This is a genomic window from Pseudomonas chlororaphis subsp. aurantiaca, from assembly GCF_013466605.1.
Lineage (GTDB): Bacteria > Pseudomonadota > Gammaproteobacteria > Pseudomonadales > Pseudomonadaceae > Aquipseudomonas > Aquipseudomonas chlororaphis_I.
Genome location: NZ_CP059162.1, coordinates 5533131 through 5546947 on the forward strand (window position 1 = coordinate 5533131; position 13817 = coordinate 5546947).

Here is a 13817-nt window from a genome sequence, read left to right on the forward strand (position 1 = left end):
TCAGGCTGGCTGGCGTGCCGCTAGCTCTTTGGCTGTCATTCGACGGCGGACGCTTCAATCTTGTCCAGGTGCTGCGCCTTGCCATTACAGCGGCGCTGATCCTGACGCTGGGCTACTTCTTGCACCTCACGGCGAGTCACAAGGTCAGCCAAGCTGATACCGCTCAGAAATTCGTGAATCTGCAGGCTCAGATCGCACCACAGGTGGTGGGTCAGACAGGTGTCGCCGGAATGGCAATCGCCCTGGCCCTGGCATTTGGTTGCATCGACCGACTCGTTCACCGCATCGATCACCTGGGCCACTTGAATGCCTTGCATGTCACGCGACAGCTGGTAGCCACCGCCCGGACCACGCACGCTGGACACCAGATTGCTACGGCGCAACTTGGCGAAGAGCTGTTCGAGATAGGACAGGGAGATGCCTTGGCGCTCAGAGATATCGGCCAGGGACACCGGCCCATGTTGCGCGTGCAACGCCAGGTCAAGCATGGCTGTTACCGCGTATCGGCCTTTTGTAGTCAGTCGCATGGACAAGTACCACGGAGTGTTTCGGGATGGGAGCGAGTATGCAATTCCCGAGTAATTAAGTCAACTATAAGACCTACTACTTTAGTCAGGTTTACCCGCAAAAGAGCGCGCGAATCATAGCAAAGTCTGCAGGGTAATGGCACGCCCTGGATTTGACGGGTGACTAATGGGTCGCCAGCGCCCTTTCGGACTCCGGACGAGCAAGCCCACCCTAGAAAAACGATAACGCTCTTCTACGGCAGCAAGCCTGCTCGCGATCAACGCCAAGGCGCCTCGGCGGCTCAGCCGACCTGACTGTCGCCCTTATCCTTGACGCCTGCGAAGTCCTCATCGCGCAGCGCCGGCAGATCCTTGGCGCAGTAGTTGCTACCCAGATCCTTCAAGGCCCCGCACATATCCTCCAGGCGCCCATCGACAGCCTGCAGGTGATCGAGCAACTGGCCAATGGCTCGCGCCACCGGGTCCGGCATGTCCTCGCTGACCCCGTAGGCGTCGAAACCGAGCTTCTCGGCCATGGCCTTGCGCTTGGCCTCCTGCTCGTCATCGGACTTCACGATGATGCGCCCGGGAATGCCCACCACAGTAGCGCCCGCCGGCACCGCCTTGGTCACCACCGCATTGGAACCGACCTTGGCGCCCGCCCCCACGGTGAACGGACCCAGCACCTTGGCGCCCGCCCCCACCACCACACCATCTTCCAGGGTCGGGTGACGCTTGCCCTTGTTCCAGCTGGTACCGCCCAGGGTCACGCCCTGATAGAGGGTGACGTCGTCACCGATCTCGGCGGTTTCGCCAATGACGATGCCCATGCCGTGGTCGATAAAGAAACGGCGACCGACCTTGGCCCCCGGGTGAATCTCGATCCCGGTCAACCAACGCCCGAAGTTCGACACCAGGCGCGCCAGCCACTTCCAGCCCATGCCCCACAAGGCGCCGGACAGGCGATGAATCCAGATGGCGTGCATGCCCGGGTAGCAGGTCAGAACCTCGAACGCATTACGCGCCGCCGGGTCACGATGGAAAACACTCTGGATATCTTCACGCAAACGCTCAAACATCATCATTCTTCCGCTTAAGGAGCTCGCCACGGGCCGCTTTCTGGGTTTCCGTGAGGATGCCACGCAAAATATTCATTTCCGCCCGGCTCACCGAGCTGCGTCCGTACAACCGGCGCAGGCGCGCCATCAAGTGCCGTGGTTTTTCCGGATCGAGGAAGTCGATGGCCACCAGTGTCTGCTCCAGATGCTCGTAGAACCGCTCCAGCTCGTCCATGGTCGCCAGCTCATCGCTGCGCGGCGACGCCACTTCATCCTTCTCGACCTTGCTCGGCTGTCCCTCGGCCACCAACCAGGACATACGCACTTCATAGGCCAGCACCTGCACCGCCGTCGCCAGGTTCAGCGAGCTGAACTCCGGGTCCGAAGGGATATGCACGTGAAAATGACATCGCTGCAGCTCGTCATTGGTCAGGCCGGAATCTTCACGACCGAATACCAAGGCAATTTCGGCGCCCCGCCCCGCCTCTTGCACCACCTTGACCCCGGACTCACGGGGATCGAGCAATGGCCAGGGAATACGCCGATCACGAGCACTGGTGCCAAACACCAGGGTGCAGCCAGCCAGGGCATCCTCCAGGGTGGCGACGACCTGAGCGTTTTCAAGAATGTCGGTAGCGCCGGATGCGCGCGCATCGGCCTCATGGGACGGGAAAATCCGCGGCTCGACCAGTACCAGCCGCGACAGCCCCATGTTCTTCATGGCACGCGCAGCCCCACCGATGTTCCCGGGATGACTGGTATTGACCAGGACGACACGAATGTTCTGCAGCAAAGGAGGCGCTCTCGGACACGGGAAAGGGGAGCAAATCTTACAGAACCGCCAGCGCTCCCGCCTCAAAAATAACTGCTTCTGGCTGGCACCTTATAGAAGCCGGCCAACTCCAGACGGACTGCCGCTCGTCAAAATGTCCGCGTTTTTATGGGCCCGAGCGACAGCCCGAGGCAAGCGGAGCGAATGTCGACCTTCATCTGCAAAAGTTTTCTGCTAGAATGCTCGGCTTTCTTTAACAACCTTAGGTGACCTATCCATGCAGCCAATGCTGAATATCGCGCTGCGCGCCGCCCGCAGCGCCAGTGAACTGATTTTCCGCTCCATCGAGCGCCTGGATACCATCAAGGTCGACGAAAAAGACGCCAAAGACTACGTATCCGAAGTTGATCGCGCTGCCGAGCAGAAGATCATCGACGCATTGCGCAAGGCCTACCCGACTCACGGCATTCTCGGTGAAGAAACCGGTCTGCACGCTGGCAGCGGCGAAGGCGAAGACTACCTGTGGATCATCGATCCACTGGACGGCACCACCAACTTCCTGCGCGGCATTCCTCATTTCGCTGTCAGCATCGCTTGTAAATACCGTGGTCGCCTGGAACACGCCGTGGTTCTGGACCCGGTACGCCAGGAAGAATTCACCGCCAGCCGTGGTCGCGGCGCACAACTGAACGGTCGTCGCCTGCGCGTCAGCGGCCGTACCAGCCTGGACGGCGCCCTGCTGGGCACCGGCTTCCCATTCCGTGACGACCAGATGGACAACCTCGACAACTACCTGGGCATGTTCCGCGCCCTGGTCGGCCAGACCGCCGGCATCCGCCGCGCTGGCGCCGCCAGCCTGGACCTGGCCTACGTAGCTGCCGGTCGTTTCGACGCCTTCTGGGAGTCGGGCCTGTCCGAGTGGGACATGGCTGCAGGCGCCCTGCTGATCCAAGAAGCCGGCGGCCTGGTGAGCGACTTCACCGGCGGTCACGACTTCCTGGAAAAAGGCCACGTGGTTGCCGGCAACACCAAATGCTTCAAGGCGGTCCTCACCGCCATCCAGCCGCACCTGCCGGCTTCGCTGAAACGCTAAGCACCAGCGACAAAAAGCACCCCGCGGGGTGCTTTTTTTATGCCTGGGATTTATCGAAAAACCACTCCCCTTGCAGGAGCGAGGCTTGCCTGCGATCTGGGCGCTGCGCTGTATCAGCCTCATTCGGGGCTGAAGCTATCGCGGGCAAGCCTCGCTCCTACAGAAGAAGACCCAAGCCCCAGGCAATAAAAAAGCACCCCGCAGGGTGCTTTTTCATGATTGACGCCGAAAGGCTTATTGCGCCGGCTGGTTCTGGCCCAGGATCAGCTGGCCTTCCTTGTTGACCGGAATCTGGCTGCCTGGATCACGATCCATACGCACCTGGCCTTGCTTGCCGTTCAGCTCGTACTTCACGTCATAACCCACGACCTTTTCACTGATGTCGTTGACCGTGTTGCAGCGAGTCTGAGTGGTGGTGTAGGTGTCACGCTCCTGCATGCCTTCCTGCACCTTGTTACCGGCGTAACCACCGCCGACCGCACCGGCGACCGTGGCGATCTTCTTGCCTGTACCGCCGCCGATCTGGTTACCCAGAAGGCCGCCGGCCAGTGCACCGACCACCGTACCGGCGATCTGATGTTGATCCTTCACCGGAGCCTGACGGGTCACGGTGACGTCCTTGCATACTTCACGCGGTGTTTTGATCTGTTGTTTGACCGGCTGAACTGCCAGCACCTGCGCATACTCAGGGCCACTATTGACCAGCTTGTAGGTGGCAACAGCCCCCCCAGCAGTCACAGCAACGGCACCTAATACCGCACCAACCAGCATCGACTTGTTCACGTGAACCTCCTGACCATCACAAGCGGGACAAGCCCGCGCTTCTCCCAGCCTTGGAGCATAAAAAAAGGCGCGAGTTCAATGCTCGCGCCTTTTCGACTGCCTGCCAGGAAGCGGAAACCGTTATGGACGGTCGTCGACTTCCTTATCGGTATTGGCCGGAGGAATCAGGTCCTCGCTGCTCAGGTTCAGCCAGATGAGCACCACGTTGGCGATGTAGATCGACGAGTAGGTACCCGCCAGAACACCAACGAACAATGCGATGGAGAAGCCCCACAGGTTATCGCCACCGAAGAACAGCAGCGCCGCGATAGCCAGCAGGGTGGAGATCGAGGTCGCCATGGTGCGCAGCAGGGTCTGGGTGGTCGAGATATTGATGTTCTCGATCAGGCTGGCCTTGCGCAGCACGCGGAAGTTCTCACGCACCCGGTCGAAGACCACGATGGTGTCGTTGAGCGAGTAACCGATGATCGCCAGTACCGCCGCCAGCACTGTCAGGTCGAAGGTGATCTGGAAGAACGACAGGATACCCACGGTCACCACCACGTCATGGATCAGCGAGACGATGGCGCCGACCGCGAACTTCCACTGAAAGCGGAAGGCCAGGTAGATCAGGATGCCGCCCAGCGCCATCAGCATGCCGAGGCCGCCCTGGTCGCGCAGCTCTTCACCCACCTGCGGGCCGACGAACTCGACGCGCTTGACCTGCGCCGGGTTGTCGCCGCCAGTCTTCTGCAGCGCTTCCGCTACCTGATGGCCCAGTTGCGGGTCTTCACCCGGCATCCGCACCAGCAGGTCGATGGTGGCACCAAAGCTTTGCACGACCGCCTCGTGATAACCGGATTCGCTCAGTTGAGCGCGAACCTTCATCACATCCGCCGGACGCTCGTAGGTCAGCTCGATGAGCGTACCGCCGGTAAAGTCCAGACCGTAGTTCAACCCCTTGTGGAACCAGCTGAACAGCGCCAGAACGGTCAGGAGCAAAGTGACGCCGAACGCAACGTTCCGGACGCCCATGAAGTTGATAGTACGTAACATGGCAGCCCCTTAAATCCACAACTTCTTGAAGTCACGACCGCCGAAGACTAGGTTGACCATCGCACGGGTCAGCCAGATGGCCGTGAACATCGAGGTAAAGATCCCGAGGGACATGGTCACCGCAAAGCCTTTGACCGGGCCTGTGCCCATGGCAAAGAGAATCCCGCCGACCAGCAACGTGGTCAGGTTGGAGTCGAGAATCGCAGTGAATGCCCGGCCGAAGCCTTCGTTGATTGCCCGCTGCACGGTCATGCCGGCGGCGATCTCTTCACGTATGCGCGAGAAGATCAGTACGTTGGCGTCCACCGCCATACCCATGGTCAGCACGATACCGGCGATACCCGGCAGGGTCAGCGTAGCCCCCAGCAAGGACATCAGGGCCAGCAGCAGCACCATGTTCAGCGCCAGCGCCACGGTGGCGATGATGCCGAAGAAACGGTAGATGGCGATGATGAACAGCGACACGAACAACATGCCCCACAGCGACGCATCGATACCCTTGGCGATGTTGTCGGCACCCAGGCTCGGGCCGATGGTGCGCTCTTCGGCGAAGTACATCGGTGCGGCCAGACCACCGGCACGCAGCAGCAGCGCCAGCTCGGAGGACTCGCCCTGGCCGTTCAGGCCGGTGATGCGGAACTGGCTACCCAGCGGCGACTGGATAGTCGCCAGGCTGATGATCTTCTTCTCTTCCTTGAAGCTCTGCACCGCGACGTCTTTCTCGACACCGTCGACCACTTGCTTGGTGTAAGTGGTGGTCGGCTTCTGCTCGATGAAGATCACCGCCATGCTGCGACCGACGTTGCTGCGGGTCGAACGGCTCATCAGCTCGCCGCCGTGGCCATCGAGCTTGATGTTCACCTGTGGACGACCGTGTTCGTCGAAGCCCGCCTGGGCGTCGGTCACCTGGTCACCGGTGATGATCAGGCCGCGCTCGATCAGCGCAGGAGGACGATTGCCTTCACGGAACTCGAAAGACTCGGAAGTGGCTTTCGAAGCGCCCGGCTCGGCGGCCAGGCGGAATTCAAGGTTGGCCGTCTTGCCCAGGATACGCTTGGCTTCAGCGGTGTCCTGCACGCCCGGCAGCTCAACCACGATACGGTTGGCGCCCTGGCGCTGAACCAGAGGTTCGGCGACACCCAGCTCGTTGACGCGGTTACGTACCGTGGTCAAGTTCTGCTTGATGGAGTATTCACGGATTTCCGCCAGCTTGGCCGGGGTCATCGCCAGACGCAGCACCGCCTGACCATTGAGGTCGGCCGGAACAATGTCGAAATCGTTGAAGTTCTTGCGGATCAGCGCACGAGCCTGTTCACGGGTCGCTTCGTCGCTGAAGCCCAGTTGAATGGCACCGTTGAGTTGCGGCAGGCTGCGATAGCGCAGACGCTCTTTACGCAGCAGGCTCTTCACATCGCCTTCGTAGACCTTCAGGCGTGCGTCGAGGGCTTTTTCCATATCCACTTCCAGCAGGAAGTGCACACCACCGGACAAGTCCAGACCCAGCTTCATCGGATGCGCACCGAGGTTGCGCAGCCATTGCGGGGTGGTTTGCGCCAGGTTCAATGCAACGACATAGTCGTCACCCAGGGCCTTGCGCACAACGTCCTTGGCGGGAAGCTGGTCTTCCTGCTTGGTCAGACGCAACAGGCCGCCCTTGCCCTTGGCCGCGACGGTCGCTGCCTTGACGTTGATCCCGGCGTCGGTGAGCGCTTTGCTCGCACGATCCAGATCCGCCTGAGTGACCTGCAACGCAGTGCTCGCGCCGCTGACCTGAATGGCCGGATCATCAGGGTATAGATTGGGAGCGGAATAAATAAAACCGATCGCCAGCACCGCCAGGATCAGTACGTATTTCCACAGAGGGTATTTGTTCAGCATCACGCCGCCCGTTTATGAAGCGGGGCGCCTTGCGCGCCCCGTCGATTGGTAAAAGATGAAACTTAGATCGCCTTCAGCGTGCCTTTTGGCAGCGTGGCAGCGATAGCGCCTTTCTGGAACTTCATCTCGATAGTGTCGGAAACTTCCAGCACTACGAAGTCGTCGGTCACTTTGGTGATCTTGCCGGCGATACCGCCAGTAGTCACAACTTCGTCACCTTTTTGCAGGCTGCCCAGCAGGTTCTTTTGCTCTTTGGCGCGCTTGGCCTGTGGACGCCAGATCATCAGGTAGAAGATGACCAGGAAACCAACCAGGAAAATCCACTCAAAGCCAGTGCCAGCGGGGCCAGCAGCAGGTGCAGCAGCGTCAGCCATTGCAGTCGAGATAAAAAAGCTCATGTAACACTCCGGATAATTACAAAAGTGGGTCTAAACGTCTTTAGAACTTATTCTAAAGGCGGCACGGGCAACCCGCGTTTGGCATAGAAGGAATCGACAAAGGCGGCCAATGTACCCTGTTGAATAGCCTCGCGCAAACCAGCCATAAGACGTTGGTAATGACGCAAATTATGGATGGTATTGAGCATGCTCCCCAGCATTTCGCCGCACTTGTCCAGATGATGCAGATAAGCACGGGAGAAGTTCTGGCAGGTATAGCAATCGCAGGTCGGATCCAGCGGCGAATCATCATGGCGATGGAACGCGTTGCGGATCTTCAGCACGCCAGTGTCAATGAACAGATGCCCATTGCGGGCATTACGGGTTGGCATCACGCAATCGAACATGTCCACACCGCGGCGCACACCCTCAACCAGATCTTCCGGCTTGCCAACACCCATAAGGTAACGAGGTTTGTCTGCTGGCATCTGGCCTGGCAGGTAGTCCAGCACCTTGATCATCTCGTGCTTGGGCTCGCCCACCGACAGGCCGCCAATGGCCAGGCCGTCGAAGCCGATCTTGTCCAGGCCTTCCAGGGAACGCATGCGCAGGTCCTGGTGCATGCCGCCCTGGACGATGCCGAACAGCGCCGCCGTGTTGTCGCCATGGGCGTTCTTCGAGCGCTGGGCCCAGCGCAGCGACAGCTCCATGGACACCCGCGCGACGTCTTCGTCGGCCGGGTACGGGGTGCATTCGTCGAAGATCATCACGATGTCCGAGCCCAGGTCGCGCTGGACCTGCATCGACTCTTCCGGGCCCATGAAAACCTTGGCGCCATCGACCGGAGAGGCGAAGGTCACGCCCTCTTCCTTGATCTTGCGCATGGCGCCCAGGCTGAACACCTGGAAACCGCCGGAGTCGGTGAGGATCGGGCCTTTCCACTGCATGAAGTCATGCAGGTCGCCGTGTTTCTTGATCACTTCGGTGCCTGGGCGCAGCCACAGGTGGAAGGTGTTGCCCAGGATGATCTCGGCGCCGGTGGCGACGATGTCCCGAGGCAGCATGCCCTTGACCGTACCGTAGGTGCCCACGGGCATGAAGGCAGGGGTTTCCACGGTGCCACGGGGGAAGGTCAGACGACCGCGACGAGCCTTGCCATCGGTGGCGAGCAACTCGAAAGACATACGACAGGTGCGACTCATGCTTGATCCTCTGGGCCGCGTGGCGCGGGATTGCGGGTGATGAACATCGCATCACCGTAGCTGAAAAAGCGGTATCCATGCTCGACGGCGGCCTTGTAGGCGGCCATGGCTTCGGGATAACCGGCGAACGCCGAAACCAGCATCAACAGCGTGGATTCGGGCAAATGGAAGTTGGTGACCAGGGCATCGACCACATGGAACGGCCGGCCCGGGTAGATAAAGATGTCAGTGTCGCCGCTGAACGGCTTGAGCACGCCATCGCGCGCCGCGCTTTCCAGGGAACGCACGCTGGTGGTCCCCACCGCCACCACCCGACCGCCGCGTGCACGGCAGGCGGCCACCGCGTCCACCACGTCCTGGCTGACTTCCAGCCATTCGTTGTGCATATGGTGGTCTTCGATGCGCTCGACCCGTACCGGCTGGAAGGTGCCGGCGCCGACATGCAAGGTCACGAACGCGGTCTCGACGCCCTTGGCGGCAATCGCCTCCAGCAGCGGCTGGTCGAAGTGCAGCCCCGCGGTCGGCGCGGCCACGGCGCCCAGGCGCTCGGAATACACGGTCTGATAACGTTCGCGGTCCGAGTCTTCGTCCGGGCGGTCTATATAAGGAGGCAACGGCATATGGCCGACGCGCTCCAGCAGCGGCAGCACTTCCTCGGTGAACCCCAGCTCGAACAGGGTGTCGTGACGGGCCAGCATCTCGGCCTCGCCACCGCCCTCGATCAGGATCTTCGAACCCGGTTTCGGCGACTTGCTGGAGCGCACATGGGCCAGCACACGGTGGCTGTCGAGCACCCGTTCCACCAGGATTTCCAGCTTGCCGCCGGAGGCTTTCTGGCCAAACAGGCGTGCCGGAATCACCCGGGTATTGTTGAATACCATCAAGTCGCCCGGGCGCAAATGCTCAAGCAAATCAGTGAATTGACGGTGGGCCAGGGCGCCGGTGACCCCATCCAGGGTCAACAGGCGACTCGCGCGACGCTCGGCCAGGGGATGGCGGGCGATCAGCGAATCAGGGAGCTCGAAGGTAAAGTCAGCAACACGCATGATGGGGTTCGTCTAGCAGGGCCGGAAAGTTTAGCGGAAATAGCCAAAATTGACCATGAAACCTGATTGACCAACGGTAGGCACCTCTCTATACTTCGCCGCCATTGAGCCCTGATGGCGGAATTGGTAGACGCGGCGGATTCAAAATCCGTTTTCGAGAGAAGTGGGAGTTCGAGTCTCCCTCGGGGCACCACATAGCAGTATCTGAGAGTCTCTACCAGCCTCTCAGACCCAGAGAAACCGGCCACTTGGCCGGTTTTTTTGTGCCTGTCTATCTACCCCTGTCTCCCCCTATACGTTGTATCCCTGTATCCCCGCTTGTATCCTGAGAGAAATACCGAACTTTGGGATACAAGGATGAAGCGCGCAGATATCAAGCGCCGCCCTCTCGCTGACACGACACTTGCGGGACTGGAGCCGGAATCAAAGGAATACCGAGAGCTGGATGGAAATGGCCTCTACTTCAGGGTCAAACCTGATGGAGGTAAGTCCTGGCAGCTCCGCTATAAACGCCAGGCGGGTAATTGGGCGTGGATGGGGCTGGGGGGTTACCCAGAGGTAAGCGGCGCGCTAGCAAGAGACAATGAATCGCCCCGGGTTTCGTAGACACCTCTTTGCCTTAAACTGAGGCCAATCAGGAGGTGCCATGAGCAACCCGCGTTACCCCGAAGAATTCAAAATCCAAGCGGTCAATCAAGTGACCGAAAAGAAGCTGCCTGTCGCTGATGTAGCGGCCCGTCTTGGCGTGTCGACGCATAGCTTATATGCCTGGATAAAGCGCTACAGCAAACCTCAAGAAGAACGACAGCAAGACGATGATCAGCACGCCGAACTGCGTCGTCTGCGAGCAGAACTCAAGCGCGTCACTGAAGAGCGAGACATCTTAAAAAAGGCCGCCGCGTACTTTGCCAAGGAGTGCGGCTGAAGTACGCCTTTATCAAGCAGCGCGCGGGCGACTATTCGATTCGGCGGCTTTGTCTGACGCTTAAAGTCCATCCCAGCGGTTATTACGCCTGGCTGTCCGAGCCGCAATCTGTACGCGCCAAAGACGACCAGCGACTGCTGGGTTTGATCAAGCATTCATGGCTGGAGAGTGGCGGCGTTTATGGCTATCGCAAAGTCCATGACGATCTGCGCGAGGTCGGTGAAGATTGTGGTCGCCATCGTGTAGCGAGGCTGATGCGTCTTGAAGGTCTGCGCTCTCAGACAGGGTATCGACGCCGCCCTGGAAAGTACGGCGGTAAGCCAGCGGTCGCCTCACCCAATTTGCTGAAGCGCCAGTTTGATGTCGTAGAACCCAACAAAGTTTGGGTCACCGACATCACCTACATTCGCACTTATGAAGGCTGGCTGTATTTGGCTGTGGTGTTGGATCTGTTTTCTCGCCAGGTCGTTGGCTGGTCAATGAAGTCGCAGATGACCAGTGATTTGGCTATTGACGCGTTGTTGATGGCGGTTTGGAGGCGTAAACCGAAGCAAGAAGTGATGGTTCATTCCGACCAAGGCAGCCAGTACAGCAGCTCCGATTGGCGCAGCTTTTTGAAGGCAAACAATTTGGTTGCCAGCATGAGTCGCCGAGGCAACTGTCATGACAACGCTGTGGCCGAGAGCTTTTTCCAGCTTCTGAAACGGGAACGGATCAAGCGAAAAATCTACACCTCGCGGCAAGATGCTCGTAGTGATGTGTTCGATTACATCGAGATGTTCTACAACGCAAAACGCCGTCATGGTTTCAACAATCAGCTGTCACCGGCAGAGTTTGAAAAGCGTTACGCAATGAGCTTGCAAGGTGTCTAGAGAATCCGGGGCGATTCAGAACAATTCTTGCCCTCCGAGACATCTGGGCGATCTGACACTCGGTGCATGCTATGTGTAATTCTCTTTCACACAATACTGATGTAAGGTTGCGTCGAGATTTATTTACTTCGCTGCGCACTAACTTTTGAGTCGCCGCCCCCTCAAAGCCAGCAATGATTGGCAACGAAATACTGATTATGCCGCCCTTATAGACTCTAATGTAAGGAATGACTAGCTCATGAGTTTCGTCATCTTCGCATCTGATGGCAATTGGACGCATGAATATTCTGGCGCTTTCTGTAGGAAAACCATACGCGGAATTGAACAAGCGTATGTCAGACAGGAGTAAATCAAAAGCCAAAGATAAAGCATAGCTATTGGAGTCTCCGGGGTTCGCTTTGAGAAAATCATTATGTCCAGATACGATCATGCCTTGTTCGGTTATTGTTGGCTCGATGCGTAATTGCTGTGATCGAAGCCTGTTGTCTTCTGTGAAGTAGATTTTTCCACGACTGGTTAACGCAAAACTAAAAGCATTAGACTCGGCAAGGATTTCGCAAACTCCTTCGAGATTCACGTTTCCAGTAATCTTCGAAGTATACAGAAAGGTCGCCGTGCCAGAGTATGTATCATCTTCGGCGGTGCTATCGAGACTTGGTTCCGTATCGGGCAATTCCATCACTAGTCTTCCTTACGCCTAATGCCTTGATTGGTTTGTTGTCTCAAGCGTGGGGAGGGCTGTCACAACATCACAACACCTGAATGAGAGATAAATATTGAGTGTCGCCATATAAAATTTTCGCTATTGCCTTCGATCCTTTGAGAAAGAGACGTCATTAGAAAATCGCGATCCTCATGGAAATCAATAAGCGGTTAGCGAACTATTATGGCCACTTAGGCTCACTCCTTACTCTGCCATGATACGGTCGTAACGATTCTGACAGTAACTGCAAGTGCCTTCAGAATACTGGCGCTCCTCTACCGAAAGAGCCTCATCGCACCACTCACAATTCGTGTATTCGAATTCGTAAAAGCAAGCGGCACATTCATTTTCGTGCACCAGCAAGGTGTCATGGTTACATTCTGGACATGAACATGTTGCCGGTTCATCACCGTGCCTGGCACGCCAATGATTTTCAGCGGCCATACTAGTTTCAACGGCAGGGCCTGCAACATCAATATATAGCGATTCAGACTGACAACTTTGGCACATGAACGTAATTGCATCGCGACGAGCAGTTGGCTCTACCACCTTGATGAGTCGTGACTTGCACTCAGGACAGACCATGTTGTTCATGGCATCCAGAACCTCTTGGAAAGGCCATTCCACCGATCTCAGGTTTGCTTGGCAACTCGCTAGTTCAGCTTCGAAGACGGTAGCTACGCTCAGCATCATGTCCCAGCACTCTTGGCCCAATACCTCTACTGGACGCTCGTTAAGATGCGGTTCACAAAACTGAGTTATTAGGTGTAGAGAGTTTGCAATCGCTTCCTTCATCCGCTCGACAGGAAGAGGGCTGAAGTAATGCTCAATATCGTTACGTATGCCCTGAAGCGCATTAAGAAGTTTCCAGTCGACCCCTCTCACTCCAAGCGTATTGAGTCGGTCGATAATATCTTGCACCTCTACTGTTTTTTTCCCTTTACCCACCCATACTACCTCACCGCTAGCGGGGTCGATGGCTGGCAATACTTTCGTTTTCAGTAATGCTTCGTCTGAACCTTCAGGACTTAGCTGTTGAAGCTTATATTTGAAAAGCAGCAAAATACCGGCATATAAATTTCTAATTGCAGAAAGTACTCGTCGCTCATCTTCCTCATGGAAGTCTTCCATCCCTATCTGAATAGATTGAATCGCGTTATCGAGCATCGACATAATTTCCCCCCACAGCCGGCCTTCTGCGTCTCGACAGAATGAAGCGCCTAGTCTAGTAGATAATTTGAATCTCTGCTTTTGGCCGTTATCTGCCTCTCGCGGCGAACAGAAAACGGCCAAGCAGTTTCCCCGCGACCACAAAACCTACTTACAAATCTTCAATCGATCACTGTCAGTGCCACTACCTTCACTAGTGTCGACCTCACCGTTACGGTCAATGTGAATTTCCGTTGTCGGCCACTGGGGCACAATCATGACGCAACGGTTTAAGCCCTTCGCATCCCACCAGTCGAGACGCATGAAGAACTTATCATCAGGGAAGATATGTCCTACGTCACCCGTTGTCTTTCCGGGCAGCAGTTCTCCGCGAACGATGGTGTGCTGGGTGTTCAGA

13 protein-coding genes, 1 tRNA gene and 1 pseudogene are annotated in these 13817 nt (G+C 57.5%); 4 read left to right on the forward strand and 11 right to left on the reverse strand.

Translation table 11 applies throughout. From position 1 onward, the window contains the following. Positions 1 to 35 precede the first annotated feature (35 nt). From iscR to trmJ, 3 genes are all read right to left on the reverse strand, one after another. Positions 36 to 527: a Fe-S cluster assembly transcriptional regulator IscR gene (gene iscR, locus H0I86_RS25195; RefSeq protein WP_009045442.1), complete on the reverse strand. Its 492-nt coding sequence runs from the start codon at positions 525 to 527 to the stop codon at positions 36 to 38. 281 nt (positions 528 to 808) lie between these two features. Then, complete coding sequence (gene cysE / locus H0I86_RS25200; RefSeq protein ID WP_025806108.1) at positions 809 to 1585, reverse strand: serine O-acetyltransferase; 777 nt, start codon at positions 1583 to 1585, stop codon at positions 809 to 811. Then, the gene (gene trmJ, locus H0I86_RS25205) at positions 1578 to 2357 is read right to left on the reverse strand and encodes a tRNA (cytosine(32)/uridine(32)-2'-O)-methyltransferase TrmJ (protein ID WP_180922580.1); all 780 of its coding nucleotides are present in this window, start codon (positions 2355 to 2357) and stop codon (positions 1578 to 1580) included. Before trmJ ends, cysE begins: the two co-directional genes overlap by 8 nt. 256 nt (positions 2358 to 2613) lie before the next feature. Between trmJ and suhB the strand changes: the two genes are divergently transcribed. After that, positions 2614 to 3429: a type III secretion system regulator SuhB gene (gene suhB / locus H0I86_RS25210; RefSeq protein WP_007929514.1), complete on the forward strand. Its 816-nt coding sequence runs from the start codon at positions 2614 to 2616 to the stop codon at positions 3427 to 3429. Positions 3430 to 3663: 234 nt separating this feature from the next. On the opposite strand, the gene H0I86_RS25215 is transcribed toward suhB, so the two are convergent. From H0I86_RS25215 to queA, 6 genes are all read right to left on the reverse strand, one after another. Further along, complete coding sequence (locus H0I86_RS25215; protein ID WP_009050644.1) at positions 3664 to 4212, reverse strand: glycine zipper 2TM domain-containing protein; 549 nt, start codon at positions 4210 to 4212, stop codon at positions 3664 to 3666. Between the two features lie 120 nt (positions 4213 to 4332). Further along, positions 4333 to 5247 (reverse strand): protein translocase subunit SecF, encoded by a 915-nt coding sequence (gene secF / locus H0I86_RS25220; protein WP_180922581.1) that lies wholly within the window; start codon positions 5245 to 5247, stop codon positions 4333 to 4335. Positions 5248 to 5256: 9 nt separating this feature from the next. Continuing rightward, positions 5257 to 7125, reverse strand: a complete 1869-nt coding sequence (gene secD, locus H0I86_RS25225) for a protein translocase subunit SecD (RefSeq protein WP_180922582.1) — start codon at positions 7123 to 7125, stop codon at positions 5257 to 5259. A 62-nt stretch (positions 7126 to 7187) separates the two neighbouring features. Beyond that, entirely contained in the window at positions 7188 to 7523 is a 336-nt protein-coding gene (gene yajC / locus H0I86_RS25230; RefSeq protein WP_007929510.1) for a preprotein translocase subunit YajC, read from the reverse strand. A 47-nt stretch (positions 7524 to 7570) separates the two neighbouring features. Continuing rightward, positions 7571 to 8686: a tRNA guanosine(34) transglycosylase Tgt gene (gene tgt / locus H0I86_RS25235; protein WP_162096445.1), complete on the reverse strand. Its 1116-nt coding sequence runs from the start codon at positions 8684 to 8686 to the stop codon at positions 7571 to 7573. 14 nt (positions 8687 to 8700) lie between these two features. Continuing rightward, positions 8701 to 9750, reverse strand: coding sequence for a tRNA preQ1(34) S-adenosylmethionine ribosyltransferase-isomerase QueA (gene queA / locus H0I86_RS25240; RefSeq protein ID WP_180922583.1), 1050 nt, complete (start codon positions 9748 to 9750; stop codon positions 8701 to 8703). Between the two features lie 108 nt (positions 9751 to 9858). Here queA and H0I86_RS25245 point away from each other — a divergent pair. The 3 genes and pseudogenes from H0I86_RS25245 to H0I86_RS25255 all read left to right on the forward strand — a co-directional run bounded on the left by H0I86_RS25245 (position 9859) and on the right by H0I86_RS25255 (position 11547). Next, positions 9859 to 9943 (forward strand) — tRNA-Leu (locus H0I86_RS25245). 164 nt (positions 9944 to 10107) lie between these two features. Beyond that, positions 10108 to 10332: pseudogene (locus H0I86_RS25250) on the forward strand (Arm DNA-binding domain-containing protein); the annotation flags it as partial. 64 nt (positions 10333 to 10396) lie between these two features. Further along, positions 10397 to 11547 (forward strand): IS3 family transposase gene (locus H0I86_RS25255; RefSeq protein ID WP_124355116.1). Its coding sequence is split into 2 segments (ribosomal slippage): positions 10397 to 10631 and positions 10631 to 11547, totalling 1152 coding nucleotides; the frame shifts between segments, so codons are not numbered across the junction. Here H0I86_RS25255 and H0I86_RS25260 read toward each other — a convergent pair. Together H0I86_RS25260 and H0I86_RS25265 are read right to left on the reverse strand one after the other, a co-directional pair. Then, entirely contained in the window at positions 11483 to 12226 is a 744-nt protein-coding gene (locus H0I86_RS25260; protein ID WP_180922584.1) for a hypothetical protein, read from the reverse strand. The genes H0I86_RS25255 and H0I86_RS25260 overlap by 65 nt on opposite strands. A 228-nt stretch (positions 12227 to 12454) precedes the next feature. Further along, positions 12455 to 13417 carry a hypothetical protein gene (locus H0I86_RS25265; RefSeq protein ID WP_180922585.1) on the reverse strand — a complete coding sequence of 321 codons (963 nt, stop codon included), beginning with the start codon at positions 13415 to 13417 and terminating at the stop codon, positions 12455 to 12457. Between the last annotated feature and the right edge of the window lie 400 nt (positions 13418 to 13817).

Coding starts and splice junctions, on each gene's coding strand:
- queA (WP_180922583.1), bottom strand. CDS start 9,750: ATGCGTGTTGCTGACTTTACCTTCGAGCTCCCTGATTCGCTGATCGCC.
- suhB (WP_007929514.1), top strand. CDS start 2,614: ATGCAGCCAATGCTGAATATCGCGCTGCGCGCCGCCCGCAGCGCCAGT.
- iscR (WP_009045442.1), bottom strand. CDS start 527: ATGCGACTGACTACAAAAGGCCGATACGCGGTAACAGCCATGCTTGAC.
- H0I86_RS25265 (WP_180922585.1), bottom strand. CDS start 13,417: ATGCTCGATAACGCGATTCAATCTATTCAGATAGGGATGGAAGACTTC.
- yajC (WP_007929510.1), bottom strand. CDS start 7,523: ATGAGCTTTTTTATCTCGACTGCAATGGCTGACGCTGCTGCACCTGCT.
- H0I86_RS25260 (WP_180922584.1), bottom strand. CDS start 12,226: ATGGAATTGCCCGATACGGAACCAAGTCTCGATAGCACCGCCGAAGAT.
- cysE (WP_025806108.1), bottom strand. CDS start 1,585: ATGTTTGAGCGTTTGCGTGAAGATATCCAGAGTGTTTTCCATCGTGAC.
- tgt (WP_162096445.1), bottom strand. CDS start 8,686: ATGTCTTTCGAGTTGCTCGCCACCGATGGCAAGGCTCGTCGCGGTCGT.
- secF (WP_180922581.1), bottom strand. CDS start 5,247: ATGTTACGTACTATCAACTTCATGGGCGTCCGGAACGTTGCGTTCGGC.
- secD (WP_180922582.1), bottom strand. CDS start 7,125: ATGCTGAACAAATACCCTCTGTGGAAATACGTACTGATCCTGGCGGTG.